Raw genomic sequence first — 21,282 nt, forward strand, 5'->3', positions numbered from 1 at the left:
TAAGATGATGAGAAATATTATATTTTCAATTTTAACGCTTGGGCTTATCATTTTAGTAAGTTCTTGTGAGAAAGAAAAGGCATTATACAATGGCCCAGATTTAGCTCATTTTAAAGAGACTGACGGTGCATTCTATATTCAAGATCAGGATAATCAAAAATTTGAAATTTTAGTTGGAAGTACTACTGTATCCTCCAAAGAAAGAGTTGTAACTCTTGGTGTGGTTGAAGATGGTACTACCGCTGTTGAAGGTGGAGTATATACTGCAGATCTTAAAGTAACAATTCCTGCGGGTGAAGTATTCGGAAAACTAATCATTAATGGCAATTATGCAGAAGCTTCTCCGGATGGGGATCTATTAAAGCTCGAAATAGTGTCAGTTAGTGACGGAGAAATAGCCGATTTTAAGAATACGTATGATTTATTACTATATCAGTTTTGTCCTTTCAATATTGATGCCTTTGTTGGTGATGCGGCACACCAGGATATATGGTGGTTTGAAGATGAAAACTATTATGCAGCTACATTAGAGAAAGTAGATGATACATCTGTTAAAGTTAAGAATATGTTCTCTAATGGGAATGATATTGTTATTAAATTTGATGATTCTGACCCAGCAAACTTTGTTGTGACTATTGATGAACAGGTTGGTTGGTATAGTTCTTATTATGAACTTGACTTCTATGTTAAGGGTAATGGTACTTTCTCGGCCTGTGCTAAAACTATTAATTATACGGTGGAACATTATAATCCAAATTTAGGTTCATATGGAGCTAAATCAGGTATTATTATTATGCAGTAAGATTAAAGCTATTTAATAGAAAGAGACTGTCAAAGACGACAGTCTCTTTTTTTTGTAAAAAATAAACTCTAATTAATCTACTATTTTCTACATTTACCCTCTAAATGTTATAACCTTACATCTATGAAATTTATTTGTGTTACCACTATGATGGTTTTGCTAATAGGCTGTAATTGTGCCCGGCAGACCAGTGAAAATGGATTTGAAGCCATTGTAAAAGAAGCTTTCGGAGAGTCAAGTACAATTCGTTACAATGCCAAAGGTGATTATGCATTGGCTACTACAATGAAAGAATCCGTGCTAAACTTACCCACAAGTGCATTAAGTTACGGAATCTATAATGTCGAGAAGAAGCAACTTATTTTTAGCGAACAAATTCGTGGTGGTTCCGTAGACTGGCATAACAACACTTTTGTAATGATTAAAACCAAGCCTGAGGTACAATCAATTGATCGTGAGCAAAATAAGAAAATGGCTGTCTATTACATCAATGTGAAGACTGGAGAGAAGGTCTACAATGTTAAGTAATAGACTGGCAAGAACTAAATCCATACTTAAATCTTTAATCAATATTTAATGAAGAAACTATACCTAGCTTTAGTTTTGGTATTAACAGCAATAGTTATTTATTGTCTGGTACCAATCAAATCGGCTCAATCACCTGTAAAAGGTGAGAAAGCCTATACAGTTGAAGAAATTCATCAAAGAGAAATACAGCGGAAAGAAGATCGTCGTAAGCAGGGATATGCCAAGCCTGATAAGCCTGATGAGTACTTAAATTACCTGTATTACCTTAAAACCGGTAATGATCCTAGCAAGGAGTATCCGCATAATCATCATTTGAAAGAACTTAAAAGCGCCCGAATGAAGTCCGCGCGTTTAAAAGCAAGTAAAGCTCAATTGGATTGGGTAGAGCGTGGACCTGGAAATGTTGGTGGCCGAACTCGTGGCTTTATCATTGATCCTAAGGATAACACTGGTAATACGTGGTTTGCGGGTTCTGTTGGAGGTGGTATCTGGAAAACCTCTGATGCAGGGCAAAGCTGGGTGCCGGTATCCGATGATTGGCCAAATATGGCCGTTAGTAGTTTGGCGATTGCCCCTTCTAATCCAAACGTTCTTTATGCTGGTACAGGAGAAGGCTTTTACAACGTCGATGCTATCATGGGTAATGGCATTTTTAAGTCTGTAGATGGTGGAGTAACATGGAATTTACTAAGTTCAACAGAAGGAAATGGAGCATTTCGCTATGTTAATCGTATAGCCATTGATAAGGATGATGAGAACATTATATATGCAGCCACCAATTGGGGGATTTATAAGTCTTTGGACGGAGGTTTAAGCTGGGATAAGGTTTTTCAGGAATTGTATAACAATGATCGATATGCGCGTCGTGTGCAGGATTTGAGAATGTCACCATCTAATTCTAAAGTCCTGATTGCAGGCGTTAATGACTATGGTGTCATTCAATCTTTCGATGGAGGTATCTCATGGAAGCTGGTGAATGCAATAGCAGAGGGGCGCATCGAGGTATGTATTTCTGCTTTGGACAATGATATTATGTATGCCCTAAGCTCAAAATCTAACTTATCAATGTCGGTCGATGGTGGTGACAACTGGGTAGACGTCACTTTTTCGGGTACTTCTACTACATATTTAGGTGGGCAAGGCTGGTATAACAACACAATGGTGGCCAACCCTATTGATAAAACCAAATTGTTTATTGGAGGTGTTGATTTATTTAATGTAACCACTGAAGAAGGGGCATCCAATGGAACTACCTCTTTTGATATCATTGATAATACCAATACGTATTTCGTTTACGGAGACCTTGAGGGGGACTTCCTGGGTGGAGGTATTGCCATCTCTAGTGATAATATTGAAGGTATAGGTGCTATTGAAATACGTTTTGGTGGTGCAAACTCGCAAAAAGCACACCGTTTTACTGTAGAAAATGTATCAGCTGTGGTGGATGCTGGTGAGTATGCATATGCCGATTACGTTGATGTACCATTTGAAGCTTGGGATACAGAGAGTGGAAAACAATTGATGGTGTCATTCAGGGATGCAGATAATAATGGAGGCTTCAATTTAACTGCTAGTAGTCTGGAGCAGTTAGTTGTGCATAGCAGTGATTACAATGCAACAACGGCCTCAGCAACAATTGCTGTTGATGGTGGCGTCGCCACAGATAGAGTTGCAATGGTTTATCCAAAATTGATTGAGGGACTTGCCTGGGAGCCTGCCTCAATGGTTGATGCCACGCTGGTGCTTGATAAGATCGAAGTGAAAGCACAGTCAATGACTTATTCGAAAATCAGTAAATGGAATGCTGATATTGCGGCCTCCGATTATGTACATGCCGATCATCATAACCTCATTGTAGATACCAATAATGGAAATCCATTCAGGTTAATTAGTTGTAACGATGGAGGTGTGGCTGTTTCAGATGACGGTGGCAATGGTTGGACTAGTCCAAATGATGGCTATAATACTTCTCAATTTTATGGAGTAACGCGCCATCCGGAACTGAACCGTTATGCAGGAGGTTTGCAAGATAATGGTACCTGGATGTCTGGTGAGAACCCGGAGAATCTTACAGCATGGAGTGAAGTAGCTGGTGGAGATGGATTTTCAACAGTTTGGAATCAGTCTGATCCTAATAAAATTGTAGGTTGCTATTATAATAATACGCTCTTTGGTACATATGATGGAGGAGCAAATTGGGTGGATCTTAAGAGCGTACACGGCTATTACGATGGTGATGTATCTCCGTTTATTACCCGAATCACTAATTCAAAAAGTAATCCGGATTTACTGTTGGTAGGTAGTAAGAATGGTATTTCTACTTCTGAAGACTTTGGATTAAGCTGGAAACTTGTATCCGTACCTGCTGCAGCCTGGAGTCAGGGGGGGTATAATCCACAAACGGCAATTAGTCCGGTCAATCCACGATATATTTGGGCCGGAACAACAGTTTCAGCCAGCCAGCCATTGGCTTTGTCAAAAGATGGGGGTGCTACTTACCAACTGGTTAGTTCTCCATTTGATACGCATGACGCTAACATTTCACGTATCATTGCGCATCCAACTGATGAAAATTCAGCTTTTGTGTTGTTCTCGTTATATGGAGCACCGAAAATTTACGAAACAAATGACTTGGGTGAAACCTGGAAAGAACTTTCTGGTTTTGGTACTTCAGGAACAAGTAATAATGGTTTTCCAAATGTGGCTGTGTTTACATTAATTGTTATGCCCCATAATCCGGATATTATTTGGGTAGGAACAGAAATTGGTTTATTTGAATCAACAGATGGTGGCAACACCTGGTTGTATGCTGATAATGGCTTGCCTGCCGTTTGTATCTGGGATATGAAGATTATTGGAAAGCAGGTTGTTGTAGGAACGCACGGCAGAGGAGTATGGACAGTGGATATACCAGACTTGCCCGGAGATATTGAAAGACCCGTTGTACGAGGCGGTAAACATCCGCTTGGTAAAATAGCCGTTGAAATAACTCTGGCAAGGGATTATGATAAAGTGGAACTTTTTATTGATGATGAATTGAATAAAACATATACCAATGTTGTTGCAGGTACTATCAATGAAGAGATAGAACTAGTTTCAGCATCATCAAAAATTGGTATTCAAGCAAAAGGAATTGTTGGTGATGCTGCGGTGGCATCCAACTACATAGATATTGACAATTATACTTTAAAAACTCCTGTGCAGAAGTATATGAATGCCTTTTCACTCAACAAATATGATTTTATTGGGTCTTCATTTCGTGTGTCCAGGGAGCTATTTAATGATTGGGCGATTCATACCGATCATCCATACGGGGAGAACGAGGAACTTACCTACGTGTTGAGTTATCCAGTTGAAGTACTGGAGGAAGGTAAAGCGCTTCTATCATATCGTGATATAGCATTGGTAGAACCAGGAGAGGCAGGAACAAGTTTTGGTGATGATGAATTCTGGGACTATGTAGTTGTCGAAGCCACAAAAGATGGTATTAACTGGCTGCCATTAGCTGATGGCTATGATGTAAATAAGGATTCTAAATGGAAAGCCTTTGCAGAATCTGATATTAATGCTACTCCAAATACTGCGGATATGTTTGTTGAGCATACCATCAATTTGCACGATAATTTTGCAGAAGGCGATATCATTCTTATCCGATTCCGTTTATATTCTGATACCTACACTGTTGGATGGGGATGGGTGATTGATGATTTAATTATTCAGGAAACCGGTACAAGCATTAGTCCAATTAAGGGCGATGACAATGGCGTATTTAGGGTTGGGCCTAATCCGGCCACGTCCTTTGTTGATTTGATATTAGAGTCTGATGAAAGAGGTGAGGTATCAGTTGTTATTTATGATATGGCGGGAAGAGCTATTGTAGTAAGAGATTTCTACAAAAATTCAGCTAACTGGACACAGCAGTTACAGTTGGGTGAAATGCCCAAAGGAATGAAGATTATAACCATGAGTATTAATGGTAAGACCTATAAGCAAAAGCTATTAATTAAATAGGAACGTTTATTACAGAAGGAAAGAGGCGCATTAAGCGCCTCTTTTTTTGTCCAAATATTTTACCTGCCTTCAGTAATTTAGATTGAACATTAAATAAACCCTGTATTAGTTGTTATATAAGGATTTTGAGAAATCGTTATTTAGAATGATACGCATTAAAAAAGATAAAAGCATCCGAAAATATTGTAAGGAATGTTCTTTTGAAGTATATTTGTTCAACAATTTTGTAACGAAGTAAAACACAACGATATGACCGCAGTACAATTTGATCAACGATTACTTAGCATGCAGGATAAGCTTTTGTACTTTGCATTAAGTTTAACTGCCAATGATGAAGATGCACGCGATTTGTTGCAGGAAACAACGCTGAAGGCACTGACTTACCGTGACCAGTTTGTGAATAATACCAACTTTAAAGCTTGGGTATTTACAATTATGAAGAACACCTTTATTAACAACTATCGCCGTGTGCAGAAAACTAGAAGCACATTCGACAGTACTGAAGATGCTATTCGTGCGGCCTATAAAAGGAATTACGCATCCGAAACGCCGGAAAATGTTTATGCTGTAATGGAAATGAATTCTAAGGTCGAAAAGTTGGATGATGAATTCAGAATTCCGTTTAAAATGCATACGCAAGGATTTAAATACAAGGAGATTGCGGAAAAGCTGGATTTACCGATTGGTACAGTCAAGAGCCGTATTTTCTTTACCCGTAAGAAGTTGCAGGAAATGCTTAAGGATAAATAGATTTCTGTTTTGAAAACATATTAACCGGTGTAAATTTGTAATTTGCACCGGTTTTTTATTAATAAATAAAGTATTTTGGGGAAGATATTCCTCTCGGGTTTGACTAATTAAAGGAAAAAAGTTAAAAATACTTAGATTAAATCTTAGCGATATTATATATGAACGAACAAAGCAAAATTAAACGATACGAGCGCGTATATGAACAGATTAAAGAGCTCATTCAGGCAACGACTAACCCAGTGTCGCGCATGGCCACAATTAATGCTATTCTGCATCATAAATTTAGCTATTACTATTGGACTGGCTTTTATGAATTAATTGAAGGTGAATTGCTGGTAGGGGCCTATCAGGGACCCGTTGCATGCCTAAAGTTAAAAAAGGATACAGGTGTTTGCTGGGCCGGCATAAATAGTGGAGAAACTGTTGTGGTTGATAATGTGCATGATTTTCCGGGACATATTGCGTGCTCATCGGCCAGCAATTCAGAAATTGTAGTACCCGTTTTTGATAAAGAAAAGCGTGTGGTAGCCGTATTGGATGTCGATAGTAAGGAATACTCTGCATTTGACCAGGCTGATAAAGTAGGGTTAGAAAAGATTGTTGCACTAATTTACGGATAATGAATAAGCAGGTGTTAATTACAGGGGGAGCCAAGCGTGTAGGCAGGTATTTGTCACAGCATTTTGCAAGGGCTGGATACGATGTGCTGATTCATGTTAACCAAAGCCAGAAGGAAGGGGAGTTATTGGTGACTGAGTTGAGTGAAAAATATCCTGACCAGCAGTTTGTACTCTTGACCTACAATTTAAGCGATTGGAAGCAACTGCCTGCCTATATTAAGCAGGCGTTTGACGATTATGGTTTACCCGATGTAATTATTCATAACGCCAGCCGTTATGCGCCAGGTTATTTGCACGAGGCTTCGGTACAAACTATGGAAGAGATGATGGCCATTCACTTGTATGCCCCTATGATTATTGGGCAGCAGTATCGTAAAGTCGGAGGACATGGATCTATTATTAACCTGTTAGATACAGCCATCATTACCAATGATACGTCGCATGCCATGTATCTGTTAGCTAAGAAGAGTTTGGCAGAATATACCAAAATGTCTGCCTTAGAATGGGCGCCTGAAATAAGAGTGAATGGCATAGCGCTTGGTCCTGTACTGCCACCGGAAGGCAAAGATAATAGTTTTTTTAATTCAGTGGTTGAAAGTACACCGCTGAAAAACAAAGTGGAACTGGCTAATATTACATCAACCATCGATTTTATTATTGCTAATGAAAACATGAGTGGCCAGATTATCTATTGTGATTCTGCTCAACATTTAATATAGTTGTTCGTTTTATCCATAGACCAAAAACTATACTATGGGTAAATTAAAAATAAAGAACTTGTTGATTCGGAGTTATGTTGGCTTTAATCCACATGAAATTGGTAAGCGACAAGATGTAATGCTGAATATCACCATTCACTATGCATGTGGCAACGAAGAACTAAGTGATTTGCCCGATGATGCCCTTGATTATCGCACCATTACAAAACAAATTATCGAGAAGGTAGAGAATAGCCGCTTTAACTTGCTCGAAGCACTAGTGCGTATGGTTCTCGACACTATTATGCAGTATGAGCGGGTTCAGTCGGCCGAAGTAGAGGTGGATAAGCTGCATGCATTGCGTTTCTCCGAGAGTGTTTCGATTACTCTTTCAGCTCAAAAATAAATGCTTTATAATTTTAGCCAATGAAACAAGATAGTGCAGTATATGCCGTTATAGGACTTGGCTCAAATATTAATGCCGAGGCGAAAATACCAGAAGCCTTGCATGAGCTTAATCGGATTGCAGAAGTCATTAAAACTTCCAAGGTGATGACTACACAACCAATTGGGATTACCGAACAGGCCGATTTTTCAAATAGTGCGGCTCTCATACTGGTGAACATGCCTTTTGAAGTGTTGAACACAAAGCTAAAGGCGATAGAAGACAAAATGGGAAGGGATAGGAGCCGACCCAAATTTGGTCCGCGCGAAATTGATCTGGATATTGTTGTTTACGACGATGAGATTACAGATGATGATTATTATACCCGTGATTTTTTGAAGGAGTTGGTTAATCAGGTGTGGACAAAAAAATAGAGTTGGCTCGCCAGAACCAACTCTACACCTTTATCACCATTATTAACCTAACCTTTGCTAGGTATGAAAAGAAATTACAGTTTAAAACTCTTGCCGATATTTAACGAGAACCATAGCAGGTCTTTATCTATTCCTGTTGGCTCAAGTGCCTTCATTGTTCTCTGATAATTAATACCTGTACGCAAAGATATTGCCTTAATATTAAAGGAACATGACAAATGTTGTGAGAAGAATCCCCAACCGGGCTCAATACGGTTGTCTACAGCTCCTTGGTTATTGCTAATCACAGACTTAGCTTCTAGATTGACCTTCTTGTAACTTTTGTTAAATTTCATTAAAAATTCATGAATGCCAGCAGCGCGTATGTTCATGTCCCTACCCAGTTGATGATAGTAGTAAAAATCATAACCGGTTGTTAGCTTCAGACCGTTACTTTTGGATAACATAAACGGAAAATGAATGCCTGCATTATATTTCATACCCTGGTAATAGTCCTGTTTGTCCGACTCTTCGTTAATTGGCAGATACCAGTAGTTAACATAGCCATGCAGGTTTATATTCCAATTCTGTTCTTGTTTGTAAATATTAACACTGTGATCGATTATGATGTCCCACTCATCCAGCGCATGAAATTGTCTGTCATATGGAAGGCTGAACCAGGCCATAACAGTTGGGCCATTGTTAAAACTATAATACACGCCAGGTTGAAAACAGGCCTGATTGGCACTTAATGTGCGGCCGTGGGCAATGTAGTTAGTAGTGTTTCCCCAGTCGACGCTTAGGTTATTTTGGGCGTCAACCTGTGTCGCAATGACAGCAAATAGAGCCATCAAAACTAATTTTTTCATAGTGTTCCCTTAATATTGCATTGATAAAATCGGGACAAAAATAATGCGCTGAACCACTGATAAACAATGACTTTATGCGGCAAAAAAACATGATAAAAATCGCTGTGTTAACAGATGTGAATGATTGCTCCTATGTGCCACTATTACAAGCACATAAGTCGGCTTTTTTAAAGAAGTAGACCGTTGGCAGTAGTGTTAATAAAAACTTTTCTATTTTTAAACAACAAACGATTCCATAAAACCCATGCGTCAGCCAACAATCTCTAAATACCTGTTTCCGTTACTTTGTTTGGTACTCGCTTTGTGTCATTGGCCTGGTATAAACGCTCAGGATGATAGCAATGAAGCTTTGCTGAAAAAGCTACAGAATGCCTCTACTAAAGAGCAGGTGCAGATTTACAATAAACTATCAAAATCACATATCTACAGTGACCCACAGCGCGCAATTAAGTATGCCGAGCAGGCCTTGCAGGTTGCTAGCCGTATTGATGATAAGCGGGGGAAAGCAGAAGCTTATAATAACCTGGGAATGGGCTATTATTTTACCAACGACTATGAGCGCTTGCTGGAGTCGTATCGGAAGTCACTGCTAGAGTATAGGCTCATCGGTGATAACCAGAGTATGTCCACCCTTTCGTCTACCTATTTTCGCTTGAGTCAGTCCGAAAAAGCATTGAAGAACTACAAGCGCTCGCTCAATCTTTATATCACAGAAAAGAATTGGAAAAAAATTGCCGAGACCTATAAGAATATGGCCGATGTGTACAAAAATATAGCTGACTATTCGCAGGCATTGGCTTATTATGAAAAGGCACTGGAGATGGTAGAAGAGGAGGAGGGCGACGACGCTAAAAGTGAGGTGATTCGCCTGTTGGATCAGATTGGCCAGATATGGTTTTACCAGAAAGAATATGATACAGCCCTGATTTATTTTACCCGCATGCAGCAGATGCTGGAAGAAAGGGGCGACCGGCAGAATGTGTCCATACTGCTGAGCAACATAGCCAATGCCTATTTTTTTAAAGGCGATTTGGAGCAGGCGCATGAGTATTACCAGGACGCGCTGAAGATGCAGATTGAGCAAAATGGCCATTGGGAAGCAGCCATGAGTCTGATGCGTATTGGTATGATTGAGGCCCAAAGAGAAAATTATCGAAAAGCCATTAATAGCTACAATAAGAGTGTGAAGCTGGCTAAGGTGGCGGATGCCAATGACTTGCTGCGCGATAACTACCTCGTATTGTCGGAAGCGTACGAAGCGCTTGGTAATTACCAGAAGGCCTATGAGTACCGGATTTTGCATTCCGATCTGTCGGAAGCCATGGTGATGGAAGAGAACATCACCAACTTTGTGGATGCACTGGCTCTGCAGGCCCTGGAAGAGAAGCAGCGTGAGAATGAGATACTACAAACCAAAAACAAAAATTACCTGCTCGAACTTGAAAAAGAGAACCTCATAAAGTGGCGTCTGTCATTTGGGTTTACCATCATCATTACTTCCATTTTGGTGTTTATTATCTATTATCGCTACTACCTTAAAGGGCAGGAGAATAAAAACCTGGAGCAGCGTATTGCCGAAGCCCTGAAAAAACAAGAAGAGCAGCAGCAAATTATTATGCACCAAAGCAGCTTGACCTCATTGGGTGAGCTGGCAGCCGGTATTGCACATGAAATTAACCAGCCGGTGCAGAACATTTCTCTGTCGGCCGAGAGCATTAAGTACGAGCTGATGGAGGAACAGGCAGATAAAGCATTCCTCAATAAATCGGTGAATGAAATATTCGAGGATATTGTGCGGGTGAGGCAAATTGTGGATCATATCCGGATATTTAGCAGTGGGCAGAAAGACGAAGTGGAGGAGGAGTTTGATGTGAGTGAGTGTGTGCGGGCAGCCACCTCCATGATAGGTAGCCAGTATGCCAATCATCATATTAGTCTCACAACAAAACTCTCGGGTGATCTGCCTTGCGTGTTGGGTAATCCACACAAACTGGAGCAAGTGATACACAATTTGCTGTCGAATGCCAAGGATGCTGTGGAGGAACGTAAGCAGCAGGAGCCTGAACTCAAAATGCAGGTGGGCATTGAAACCTACTATGAGAATGAAAATGTGTATTTGTGCATCCGGGATAACGGTGTGGGTATCTCGCATAACCGTAAAACAGATATATTCCTGCCTTTTGTAACAAGCAAGCAGTTGGGGAAAGGCACCGGACTTGGCCTATCCATCTCCTACAGTTTGATTAAAGAAATGCGTGGGCGCATTGAAGTTGAAAGTGAACCGGGCAAAGGAACCGCCATGGTGGTGATTTTACCACTGGCCGATAATTTATAGAAACAGAATTAAATGAACGAGCTGAAAGTACTCATACTAGACGATGAATCTCGTATAACCGAGAAACTGAAATACCACCTAGAGAAGCGCAAATTCAATGTCTTTACGGCTAATACACCCAATGAGGGCTTTGCTGTATTGGAAAAGGAGCGGCCAGGGGTGCTTATTCTGGATGTGATGCTGCCGGGCATGAACGGGCTGGACATTTTGAAGAAAGTAAAGCAAGAGTACCCCAACCTGGAGATTATCATGATTAGCGGTTATGGTGATATGGATATGGTGATACAGGCCATGCGACAGGGAGCATCTGATTTTATACGCAAGCCTTTTCAGATTATGGATATACAGCTGGCCATTGAGCGTACAGAGAAGTTTCTGCTGATGCAGTCGAAGCTCGAAGCAGCGGAAAACCGTGGTGCACTTGTGTCGAAAGAGCTGGAGGGTATGATTGAAAAGGATTTTGTTGGCGATAGCCCGCAGATTAAGAAGGTACTGCAGATGGCCCTCAAGGCGGCCGAAGATGGCGATGTAAATGTGCTGGTGACAGGCGAGAACGGTACCGGTAAGGAAATCATCTCACGCATCATTCACTTTGGCAGTCCGCGTAAGAAGCAGGTATTTGCTCCGGTTAATAGTTCGGCCATACCTGAGACTTTGCTGGAGAGTGAGTTTTTTGGCCATGTAAAAGGTGCTTTTACCGATGCTCGCGATGAGAAGAAGGGCTATTTTGAACTGGCTAATAAGGGTACTCTGTTTCTTGATGAAATTGCCGACATGCCCTATGCTTTGCAGGCCAAACTGCTGCGGGCCATCGAGGAGAACCGGATTAAGCGGGTAGGCAGCAACAAGGAGATACCGGTGGATGTGCGTATCATCTCGGCCACCAATAAAAATATAGAGGAACTAATCGACGAAAAGCAATTCAGAATTGACTTGTTTCACCGGATTAACACCATTGAAATAAATATACCGCCTTTGCGCGAGCGCCCCGAAGACGTGCTGCCCCTGTTGAAACATTTTGTAAAGGACATTGCCAAGCGCAAGCGTAAAAGCGTACCTGGTATTACACCAGCTTTGGTCACTAAGCTGCAGCGTTATCACTTTCCGGGCAATGTGCGCGAGTTACGTAATATGGTGGAGCGGGCCATGATTTTAGCCGATAGCGACACCCTGCAACCCGAAGATTTTCCCTTAAGGGGTGAAGATACAGCAGCTAAGCCAGCCTTGACCAACGGTACGCTTAATATTGATGAGCACGAACAGCAGCTGATTGAGGCCGCCCTGAAACAGACTGAGTTTAATCAGACAAAGGCAGCAACCCTGCTCGGTATTAGTCGTGATGCTCTCAAGCGAAAAATCAAAAAGTTCAACATTGAGATAGTGAAGGGGATAGGGCTGGATGAGTAATGCCTATATTCTCCACCGCAGAGTTAGAGGAGTAAACAGAGCATGTTCATGAATGCTCTGTGTTCATGGCGCTCTCTGTGTTCTCTGCGGTTAATCCAAGGATTGTAAATCAATCTTAATGCTTGTGTCTAAAGTGTAACGAACACCATATTTCCACGCTAATCCCTTACCTTTGTCAGCTTCATAAAACAAGGGAACATGAAAATCTTTAGGCAATTAGCCATTATACTATCAATCAATTTTGCGGGCGAACTTCTTAGTAAAGGCTTGTCATTGCCCTTACCCGGCAGTATTGTGGGCATGCTTATCTTGCTTGTCCTTTTACTGACCGGAGTTGTAAAAGAGGTGCATATTGCCGAGACGGCCAACTTCTTTCTTGAGAAGATGCCATTCTTTTTTATTCCTGCCGGGGTGAGTGTAATGGTGGCTTACCAGTTTATTGACGGCCACCTGGCAGCGGTTATTGGTACTATTGTGCTATCTACCCTGTTTGTAATAGTGGTTTCGGCACTGGTAAGCCAGGTTATTATTAAAAAGAAGAACAATGATTGAGGCATTATCCAATAATCACCTGTTTGGCATATTGCTTACCGTAGGCTTGTTTTACGGCGGTATGGCATTGCGTAACCATTTTCGTAAGAACTGGATCAACCCATTGCTTATAAGTGTATTTGTGATTGTGCTGCTGTTGAAGCTGGCGCAAATACCCTACGAGCAATACATGCAGGGAGCCGGGATTATTCACGATTTCCTGGGACCCGTGACGGTAGTGCTGGCCTTACCCTTGTATCGCCAGCGCAGGCTGTTGGTGAAATATAAGCTGGCTATTATCAGTGGTATTGTCAGCGGCGTGTTGGCCTCTCTTGTTTCGGTGTTGCTTTTGGGGCGTGTGTTTGGCCTCAATAACATGCTGGAGCGCTCCCTGCTGCCACATTCCATAACAACGCCCATTGGTATTGCCGTGAGTAACGATATAAGCGGGATGGAAGGGATTACGGTAGTGTCCATCATCCTGACCGGACTAATAGGCGCTTCGGTGGCAGGCGTGTTCTTTCGCTTGTTACGCATTACACACCCTGTGGCCAGGGGCTTGGCCCTAGGTACATCGGCCCACGCCATTGGCACCTCTAAAGCCATTGAACTGGGTGAAACCGAAGGGGCTGTCAGTAGCTTGTCTATAGGTGTGGCGGCGATTACTACTGTTGTGTTGGTAGCTGTTATGCAAATGGCAGGCTGGTACTGAGTTGTTATGTACATGTGACGTTAAGGCTGGGTTAATGCACATTTTGTAGAAAAGCCTATAGGGGCAAGTATATTTGTTTGGTTATTGCAGTTTATGGGGAATAATGATCCTGTGAGTGATTAAGCCATAGAATAACCCAAATTTCTATAATGCATTAAACCCACCCGGCATGTGGAGACCGGATGGGTTTAAATAACCAAAAGGAATGTATAAAAAATAACCGAATGGGTGTGTGACTGCTCGTTAGCAGCGGCCATTCGCTTATGTGCAATTACTCGTTAAGCGCTTCAGCGGGTTCAATTTCCCTGATAGCATTTTTAAGTTTTGTCTGGCTCACTTTTAGAGGCGATACGTTCACCGGGCCATTGATACACCCGCCATCGCAGGCCATTACCTCGTAAAAAGCCGTGGTATGTTGTTTTTTAGCTGGCAGCGCTTTCAGCAGGCGAATACTTTTTTTGTCGATGCCGTCTATCAGTTCGGTACTGATTTGTAGGCCGGCTGACAATACCGACCGAATGGCATTGGTTACCCCACCCGAGGCGGCATAGCCACGACTTTCGGGGCGCACATTATCAGATATACCAGCGTTGGGACTTACTGTTTCCAGATCAATTTTCAACGCGGCAAACAGGGCGCCCAGCTCTTCGGTGGTAATCACATAGTCGATATTCGGATGCTGATAGGCTTCGGAACGTTTTGCCAAACAAGGCCCAATAAATACTGCTTTATGCTCGGGATAGCGTTCTTTAGCTAACTGGGCAGTATATGCCATTGGTGATGGCGTGTGACTGATGAATGGTTTCAATTCCGGTGCATGCTTTTCAGAAAACTGTACATATGACGGGCAGCATGAGGTGGTCATAAAGGGAGCCCCTTCCTCCAGGCGTTCCAGTAGTTCGCTGGTCTCGTGGTCGGTTGTCATGTTAGCCCCTTCGGCTACTTCAATCACTGCATCAAAGCCAATTGACTCTATACTGCTTAATATTTGTTTAGCACTGGCTTTAAACTGGCTCAGTATGGCAGGTGCCACCATGGCTACCGTTTTCTCTTTTTGATGCTTGATATTATAAAAAAGATTAAGAATCTGTGATTTCTCTGAGATGGCACCAAAAGGGCAGGCCGTCATACATTTGCCGCAATGGATGCATTTATCAAAGTTAATCTCCTCAATGCCATCTGCATTCTTGCGAATGGCTTTTACCGGGCACGATTCTTCGCAAGGGACCGGCAAGTATGCGATGGCGTGAAAGGGACATGCTTTTTGGCAAATGCCGCAATTAACACACTTCTGATGATCAATATTAGCTTTGCCGTTAATCACCATAATGGCATCTTTAGGGCAGTTGACCTGGCAAGGGCGTCCTTCACACCCTTGGCACAAGTTACTCACTGTGTAGTTGACCTGTACGCACGAGCTGCATGCTTCATCCACAACTGTCAGGAAATTACCGTTCTGTGTATAGCCTTTCAATGCCTGTTCGGCATACTCACGTAGTGGCGTTAGCTCATCCTCCTCATCGGCAATGTTAAAACCCAGCAGCGCCATAATCTTGTACTTGAGTACAGCCCTGTCTTTATGCACGCAGCAGCGGATGGGTGAGTTGGTGCGTGGCCGCATCTGCAGCGGAATCCGATCAATCTCATCCAGCAGGGTGTCATTGTTCAACAGCTTAATCAGGCGCACCAGTAGCTCCCGTTTTGTTATAACAGCATTGTTATAATAGGTCATTATTATCGAGTGTTAGTAGTTGTTTTATGATTTTTTGTGTGCTTGCGTTGTTTAGTTCTGCACCATTGATCAGTACGCAGGGGTGTAGTTTCTCATTGGTGTCACATTTGCCAAAGCAAGGAATACCTTCGATGCTGACTTTGTCTTTTAATTGGGCAGGCAGTGCTTCAATAAGCAAGTGCAGCTCGGCACCACCCATTATGTAGCACATGGTGCCACAGCATATCTGAACTTTGTATTTTGGTGTTGTCAGCATAATTGATTGTTGCTTATAGGTATTCTATTTCCAATGTTTTTAAAAACTTATCTTCCAGTATGGCCGCTATCTTTTTAATGATGTTGCGTCGTATCTCCAATTCAACGGGCAGATTGGGATCCTGATGGGCATTATTGATTTGTGTGCCCGCCAGTATGAGTATTGAATCGCTGTCAAGAAAGAGCTTGACCATTCTTTCAGCCGGTCCGTCGCCATTGACCGAATGACTGTTTAATTGCTCCAGTATGGATGATACTTTTCCCAGTGTCAGGATGCCCTCTGTGATCAGGTCAATGCCTTCCATCTCGGCAATTGGCGGCAGTTCGGGGTTGTAATTATTGAGTTCGATACGTATTTCACGTTTTAGTTCGCGCGAAATAATTTTGGAGGTGGTGCCTCCGCATATAATCTTCTTACCTCTGAAGTTATCAATGCGTTCAGCCAGCAAGGCATCACAATTTTTATAGTATGGAGGTCCCGATGCCAGTACCAGTTTACGCGGCTCGCGACAGTAAATGACCTGGCAGGTGGCATCATCTTTAAAGCTATTGGCATCATTGGCTTTGGCACGTTGCATTATTTTACGAGCCAGCTGGCGGGCCGACAAATCAGGGCAACTTTTTATATTTTGTTTGATGAATTGTTTTAATCCATCTGTGCCCCAGCCAAAAGGGGTGCTAGCATTGCCCATGCCCGATTGTGTGATGCCGTCCGACACCATAATAATGCGATCTTCCTTCAGTAATTTAAGGCTCGAATACAAAACCTCGGCCGACTGACCCTCGGGGCGCTGCACTCTTTTAGCGGTTGGCTTAAGATCGATAAAGTCACCGTTGCGATAAATCAGTATGGGCGGATTATCGTATTCTACAATATTGGCATCGCCAAAGCAGTTAATATCCAGGATGCTAAAGGTAGAATAACTTATCTGGCGCTTCGAATCTACCGGTAGCGTATTCATTATAAAGTCGGAGGTGTGCTCCAACGGATCGTTCTTGGCAGTAAATTGCAGGGCCATGCTGGTGGTCATGGTGGCCAGTATATTGGCTTTTACGCCCGATCCCAATCCGTCAGACAATACCGTGATCAACCTGTCTTCCTCTTTTAGCTTGCGCGACTCACATGAATCACCGCAAACGTTTTGTAAGGCTTTGGTCTCCTGGCACAATTCAGCTTCTATGTAAAAACACCGGTTATGCATGCTCGTTGTTTTGGGCATCTAAAATGGAATTCAAAAGCGAGTCGGTGTAAGAGGCATTTTCGCCCAGTAAAAAGGCAATTTTCTGAACGGTCTCCATGTTCTTTTTAATTACCTCTTTAGTTCTTTTCTCAACAATGTCTTTTCTGAATTGTGGTTGTTGGGCACTTTGGATAATACCGGTTACCAGTTTATGTTTTTGGATATTAAATACCGATAGCTGCAGGTTGCGGTTGTTTTCTTGTACAGGCAGCTCATAGTATTCCTTACCTGTTAGAAGTGCCGTTTTAAACAGCTTGGCAAAAGCACTTAGTTTACTTAGGTCAGCTCCTCTCATACCTGGATTGGCCTCGTAGCATAACTCTGTTTCGTTGCCCATTAAACGAGCAAAACTGGCATTCATCTCCACCACTTTGCAGTTTTCATCCACTATGACTACCCCCGATGGAATTTTTTGAAGCAGAATAGTTGCTTTATGATGGGCTACCATACGCATGTATGATACGCACATGGCTGTTTCGGCATTGCCACTTAACAGTGCATGAGCAAAATCACGACAAGTATCGTAACCGCAACCGCTGCAGTTGAGCTCGTCAGCCACGCTGTTTTTGCCAATGCTATGCAAGGCTTCTTTTATTTGTTCTGCCCTGAAAAGTTCTTTCTCAACCGTTTCTATATTGAAAAAGTCACGTTCAATATTCACAGCCTGCTCTTCTTTTCTCTCCGTATCGCCACAGGTCTGACGCTGGCAAAAACTGTTGCGTACCTGCAGGTATTTACTGGCAATAGCTGATTTAGCGCTCATGCCCGGACCGTTAAGGCAGCCCGTTTCGCAGGCTAGCAACTCCAAAAACAGAGGTTTGTCGTGCCCCAGTTCATCCAGATTGTCCAGTGCATTCCGTACCATGTTCTGACCAGTAAAGCTCATGAAGGTGCTTTCATCATTTTTATTCTCACGTTTGATTGTTTCTACCATGCCACCATCCAACGGGTAAATGACACCTTCATGAGCCTGGTAAGGGCTAAAGGATATTTGTTTATCTGTTTGTGTATTGATTTTTTCTGATTCGATCCAGTCATTCAGCTCCTGAAAGGTCAAGGATACATCCACTAGATCGGAATAATCGGCCTCCGATTTCTTGCCAATGCACGGACCAATGAATACCACACCTATTTCCTGACCATACCACTGTCGTAGCATGCGTGCATGTGTCAGCATGGGCGACATGTAGGGTGTAATGGCCATAGTGTGTTGAGGATAGTATTTGCGGATGAGCTCAACCACCACCGGGCAAGCCGATGAAATATATACACCTGATTGTCGCACATTCAGGTAATTAGCTACTTGTCTGGATACTTCCTGAGCTCCAATAGCAGTTTCAGAAACACCTGTAAATCCCAAAGCGTTAAGTTTATTCAGGATGTGTTGTGAGTCTGTGCCGTATTCAGCTACATATGATGGTGCCAGTGATACATATACTTCTTTTTTTTCTTTGAGTAGCAATTTTGCCCTGGAAATTCCATCTCTTACTTTTTTTGCACCGGTCGGACAAATGGCCACACAATGCCCGCAATAGATGCATAAGGAATCAACCACCGAAGCCCGGTTGTCGCTAACCTTAATGGCTTTGGTTGGGCACTCGCGAATGCATTTATAGCAATCCTTGCAGTCGTTTGTTTCGGTGTATATGGGTTTTAAATGCATGCGGCCTTATCAAAATGGTTGGATAAAATAGTGGGCAGGTTGCTTGGGGTGACTTCTTCAAAAACAACTTCATCAAGTTCAATAACTGGGCCCCTATTGCACATCTCATGACACAGGTGTCCTCTAAAATCAATTTGAGAATCAATTTTTCGCTCTTTCACGAAATCCTGTATGATTTTTAGGTTCTCGGCATTGCCCCTGGAATGACATGAGCTGCCGAGGCATATCAGAATCTTGTGAGAAATTGTTGCTTCCATGGTCATTTTGTTTGATAGCATAAGAGCCAAGGGTGTGCCAAAAGACTTAATAGTAAGTATTTCAGGCAATAAAGAAATTCATCTTTAATTATAGTGGGGATACAGCAAATTCAGTGTACTAAAAATACACACTTGCAATTGAAAAATGTAATAAAATAGTACAGTGTAATAAAATAGTACACTTGCATTAAGTAATCGGCAGTTTGTACTTTTTAATCTTGAGGTATAAGGTATTTCTGCTTACTCCTAAGGAATTGGCAGCGTGTGTCATGTTATTGTTGAAGTGCCTGATGGTTTTTAAAATGAGCTCGCGTTCCATTTCTTTTACGGTGGTCAGCTTAAGCGATATGTCGCTGTCATTGGTCTGAGGAGTGTTTGTGGCTTGCACAACGGGCTGCGGACTTTCAAGCTCTTTCTTCAGGTTTTCGAAAGAAATATCACCATCCAAAATAACATATTGTTCAATGGCATTTTCCAATTCGCGGATATTGCCAGGCCAGTCGTAATCCAGAAATTGTTGTAAAGTAGAGTAGCGAATTTGTGGCACTTGTTTTTGCAGGCGTACTGATTTTTTATTCAGGAAGAAGCGGATAAGTGATGGCAGATCTTCCATTCGCTCTCTTAATGCCGGTATCTTTAAAGGAATAACGCTGAGTCTGTAGAATAAATCTAATCGAAAATGACCCTTTTCAACTTCTTCTTTCAGATTCTTGTTGGTGGCAGCAATAATGCGCACATCAACGGGAATGGTTTTTTCTCCCCCTACACGTGTAATAGCACCTTCCTGTATGGCGCGTAACAGCTTAACCTGTACTTCAGGTTTCATGTCGCCTACTTCATCCAGGAATAATGTACCGCCATTGGCCAGTTCAAATTTGCCAGGATGACCACCTTTTTTAGCACCGGTGAAGGCCCCGTCATCGTATCCGAATAATTCGCTTTCAATCAGGTTGTCGCTGATGGCCGCGCAGTTAATGGCGACAAATCCTTTGTCGTGTCTGCAGCTGGCGTTATGTATGCTTTGCGCAAATACTTCCTTGCCCGTTCCACTCTCGGCTTCTATCAATATAGTTGATGGGCTGTCAGAAATATTTTTAGCAAAGTCCACCAGTTTGCGCATCTTTTGGCTTTTGGCAATAATATCTTTAAAGGTAAAGCGCGCCTGCATACCGGTGTATTTATTCACCAGGTGATACACATTTTCCAATTCGCGTATAGCAATAACCATCCCAATCAGGCTTACCTGCTCCTGGTTGAGAATGGGTGTAACTGTAACGTTAAATTTGGCTTTGCGGTCGGGTGTGGTAATGGCGATTTCTTCATTGAGGAACTTTTCGCCTGAACTCACCAGCTGATAAATATTTTTCCAGTTCGGGATGAGGTTTTTAATGGGGATTTTCAGCAAATCGCGCCTGCGAATATTGATCCATTGACAGGCCTGATTATTGGCGTATCGTATCTCACCAGTAGTGCTGACCGATATAATCCCTACTTTTAAGGCATTCATCATCGCAAAGGTAAACTGATGGGTATCATCCATCTGCTTTTGCAGGTCAGCTCCTTTTAGTAAGGCCCCAATATTAGTGTTGATTACTGAGGTAGCCAGTTTTAGCCATGGAAAATCAATATCGATCGATGAAATAAGAAACACCTTGTAAGGCAGTTGCACTGTGTCTTCTTCCTCATACTTGATGAGGTTGTAAACAGAGTTACCCAAACGAACTATACCCTGATGTTTGGTGGCTTCCCATTGAATACGTTCTTCAAGCATCATCCAGTTTTGCCCTGTGGCAAGGGTAAACTTCTTTGGAAAGGACAAGTTGCCATGTAGCTGCATAATATGGCCTTGCTCATCAACTACCACCAGTTTAAAAAACGCAGTGTCCATGTTCTTAACAAACATGTTTAGAGCTTCATTAAGCAGCAGTTTGTGTGAAGATGAGACTTTGCTTGATTTCATTGTAAGTCAGTTTGTTGTTCGCTTGTTGTCTGTGTTGTCTGCAAAATTACTCTTTTAATTCTCATTCGCCTAAGTAGTCAGTCTGTTTTCGCCCAGCTGGGCGGCATTAATGC

General features: G+C 42.2%; 19 protein-coding genes. 12 read left to right on the top strand and 7 right to left on the bottom strand.

Going from position 1 to position 21,282, the window contains the following annotated elements; translation table 11 throughout:
* Positions 1 to 4: 4 nt before the first annotated feature.
* From KEM09_RS17100 to folK, 8 genes are all read left to right on the top strand, one after another.
* Positions 5 to 802, top strand: coding sequence for a DUF4984 domain-containing protein (locus KEM09_RS17100; RefSeq protein WP_212230137.1), 798 nt, complete (start codon positions 5 to 7; stop codon positions 800 to 802).
* Positions 803 to 925: 123 nt separating this feature from the next.
* On the top strand, positions 926 to 1,330 hold the full coding sequence (locus KEM09_RS17105) for a hypothetical protein (RefSeq protein WP_212230139.1): 405 nt from the start codon (positions 926 to 928) through the stop codon (positions 1,328 to 1,330).
* A gap of 48 nt (positions 1,331 to 1,378) precedes the next feature.
* Positions 1,379 to 5,341 (top strand): T9SS type A sorting domain-containing protein, encoded by a 3,963-nt coding sequence (locus tag KEM09_RS17110; RefSeq protein ID WP_212230141.1) that lies wholly within the window; start codon positions 1,379 to 1,381, stop codon positions 5,339 to 5,341.
* Positions 5,342 to 5,590: 249 nt separating this feature from the next.
* Positions 5,591 to 6,091, top strand: coding sequence for an RNA polymerase sigma factor (locus KEM09_RS17115; RefSeq protein ID WP_212192222.1), 501 nt, complete (start codon positions 5,591 to 5,593; stop codon positions 6,089 to 6,091).
* Positions 6,092 to 6,249: 158 nt separating this feature from the next.
* Positions 6,250 to 6,711, top strand: coding sequence for a GAF domain-containing protein (locus tag KEM09_RS17120; RefSeq protein ID WP_212230143.1), 462 nt, complete (start codon positions 6,250 to 6,252; stop codon positions 6,709 to 6,711).
* Positions 6,711 to 7,430: an SDR family NAD(P)-dependent oxidoreductase gene (locus tag KEM09_RS17125; protein ID WP_212230145.1), complete on the top strand. Its 720-nt coding sequence runs from the start codon at positions 6,711 to 6,713 to the stop codon at positions 7,428 to 7,430. The genes KEM09_RS17120 and KEM09_RS17125 overlap by 1 nt, the downstream gene beginning before the upstream one ends.
* A 34-nt stretch (positions 7,431 to 7,464) precedes the next feature.
* Entirely contained in the window at positions 7,465 to 7,815 is a 351-nt protein-coding gene (locus KEM09_RS17130; protein WP_212230147.1) for a FolB domain-containing protein, read from the top strand.
* A gap of 20 nt (positions 7,816 to 7,835) precedes the next feature.
* Complete coding sequence (folK, locus tag KEM09_RS17135; RefSeq protein ID WP_212230149.1) at positions 7,836 to 8,228, top strand: 2-amino-4-hydroxy-6-hydroxymethyldihydropteridine diphosphokinase; 393 nt, start codon at positions 7,836 to 7,838, stop codon at positions 8,226 to 8,228.
* 74 nt (positions 8,229 to 8,302) lie between these two features.
* Here the strand turns inward: folK and KEM09_RS17140 are convergent, their stop codons facing one another.
* Entirely contained in the window at positions 8,303 to 9,076 is a 774-nt protein-coding gene (locus tag KEM09_RS17140) for a hypothetical protein (RefSeq protein ID WP_212230151.1), read from the bottom strand.
* 244 nt (positions 9,077 to 9,320) lie between these two features.
* On the opposite strand from KEM09_RS17140, the gene KEM09_RS17145 reads away from it, so the two are divergent.
* The 4 genes from KEM09_RS17145 to KEM09_RS17160 all read left to right on the top strand — a co-directional run bounded on the left by KEM09_RS17145 (position 9,321) and on the right by KEM09_RS17160 (position 14,061).
* The gene (locus KEM09_RS17145; protein WP_212230152.1) at positions 9,321 to 11,411 is read left to right on the top strand and encodes a tetratricopeptide repeat protein; all 2,091 of its coding nucleotides are present in this window, start codon (positions 9,321 to 9,323) and stop codon (positions 11,409 to 11,411) included.
* Between the two features lie 12 nt (positions 11,412 to 11,423).
* The gene (locus KEM09_RS17150) at positions 11,424 to 12,818 is read left to right on the top strand and encodes a sigma-54-dependent transcriptional regulator (protein WP_212230154.1); all 1,395 of its coding nucleotides are present in this window, start codon (positions 11,424 to 11,426) and stop codon (positions 12,816 to 12,818) included.
* A gap of 198 nt (positions 12,819 to 13,016) precedes the next feature.
* Complete coding sequence (locus KEM09_RS17155) at positions 13,017 to 13,370, top strand: CidA/LrgA family protein (protein ID WP_212230156.1); 354 nt, start codon at positions 13,017 to 13,019, stop codon at positions 13,368 to 13,370.
* Positions 13,363 to 14,061 carry an LrgB family protein gene (locus KEM09_RS17160; protein WP_212230159.1) on the top strand — a complete coding sequence of 233 codons (699 nt, stop codon included), beginning with the start codon at positions 13,363 to 13,365 and terminating at the stop codon, positions 14,059 to 14,061. Before KEM09_RS17155 ends, KEM09_RS17160 begins: the two co-directional genes overlap by 8 nt.
* 271 nt (positions 14,062 to 14,332) lie before the next feature.
* Here KEM09_RS17160 and KEM09_RS17165 read toward each other — a convergent pair whose 3' ends face one another.
* The 6 genes from KEM09_RS17165 to KEM09_RS17190 all read right to left on the bottom strand — a co-directional run bounded on the left by KEM09_RS17165 (position 14,333) and on the right by KEM09_RS17190 (position 21,169).
* Positions 14,333 to 15,793 carry a monomeric [FeFe] hydrogenase gene (locus KEM09_RS17165; protein ID WP_212230161.1) on the bottom strand — a complete coding sequence of 487 codons (1,461 nt, stop codon included), beginning with the start codon at positions 15,791 to 15,793 and terminating at the stop codon, positions 14,333 to 14,335.
* Positions 15,780 to 16,049, bottom strand: coding sequence for an NAD(P)H-dependent oxidoreductase subunit E (locus tag KEM09_RS17170; protein ID WP_212230162.1), 270 nt, complete (start codon positions 16,047 to 16,049; stop codon positions 15,780 to 15,782). Before KEM09_RS17170 ends, KEM09_RS17165 begins: the two co-directional genes overlap by 14 nt.
* A 13-nt stretch (positions 16,050 to 16,062) precedes the next feature.
* Entirely contained in the window at positions 16,063 to 17,250 is a 1,188-nt protein-coding gene (locus KEM09_RS17175; protein WP_212230164.1) for a SpoIIE family protein phosphatase, read from the bottom strand.
* Entirely contained in the window at positions 17,243 to 18,952 is a 1,710-nt protein-coding gene (locus KEM09_RS17180) for a [Fe-Fe] hydrogenase large subunit C-terminal domain-containing protein (protein WP_212230165.1), read from the bottom strand. The genes KEM09_RS17175 and KEM09_RS17180 overlap by 8 nt, the downstream gene beginning before the upstream one ends.
* Positions 18,943 to 19,209 (bottom strand): (2Fe-2S) ferredoxin domain-containing protein, encoded by a 267-nt coding sequence (locus tag KEM09_RS17185; protein WP_212230166.1) that lies wholly within the window; start codon positions 19,207 to 19,209, stop codon positions 18,943 to 18,945. The genes KEM09_RS17180 and KEM09_RS17185 overlap by 10 nt, the downstream gene beginning before the upstream one ends.
* A gap of 187 nt (positions 19,210 to 19,396) precedes the next feature.
* On the bottom strand, positions 19,397 to 21,169 hold the full coding sequence (locus KEM09_RS17190) for a sigma-54 interaction domain-containing protein (protein WP_212230167.1): 1,773 nt from the start codon (positions 21,167 to 21,169) through the stop codon (positions 19,397 to 19,399).
* Between the last annotated feature and the right edge of the window lie 113 nt (positions 21,170 to 21,282).

The sequence above is a fragment of the Carboxylicivirga mesophila genome (genome assembly GCF_018271975.1).
GTDB lineage: Bacteria > Bacteroidota > Bacteroidia > Bacteroidales > Marinilabiliaceae > Carboxylicivirga > Carboxylicivirga mesophila.